The organism is Citrobacter sp. Cu231 (assembly GCF_030332265.1).
Classification (GTDB): domain Bacteria; phylum Pseudomonadota; class Gammaproteobacteria; order Enterobacterales; family Enterobacteriaceae; genus Citrobacter; species Citrobacter meridianamericanus.
On record NZ_JAOWIE010000024.1, the window covers coordinates 1 to 403 of the forward strand.

General features: G+C 53.8%; 1 rRNA gene. It reads right to left on the reverse strand.

What is annotated here, in order from left to right:
• A 16S ribosomal RNA gene (locus OGY15_RS01555) occupies nucleotides 1-363 on the reverse strand; the annotation flags it as partial.
• Nucleotides 364-403 lie beyond the last annotated feature (40 nt).

Here is a 403-nt window from a genome sequence, read left to right on the forward strand (position 1 = left end):
TCCCCACTGCTGCCTCCCGTAGGAGTCTGGACCGTGTCTCAGTTCCAGTGTGGCTGGTCATCCTCTCAGACCAGCTAGGGATCGTCGCCTAGGTGAGCCGTTACCCCACCTACTAGCTAATCCCATCTGGGCACATCCGATGGCAAGAGGCCCGAAGGTCCCCCTCTTTGGTCTTGCGACGTTATGCGGTATTAGCTACCGTTTCCAGTAGTTATCCCCCTCCATCGGGCAGTTTCCCAGACATTACTCACCCGTCCGCCACTCGTCACCCAAGGAGCAAGCTCCTCTGTGCTACCGTTCGACTTGCATGTGTTAGGCCTGCCGCCAGCGTTCAATCTGAGCCATGATCAAACTCTTCAATTTAAGTTTGATGCTCGTGAATTAAACTTCGTAATGAATTACG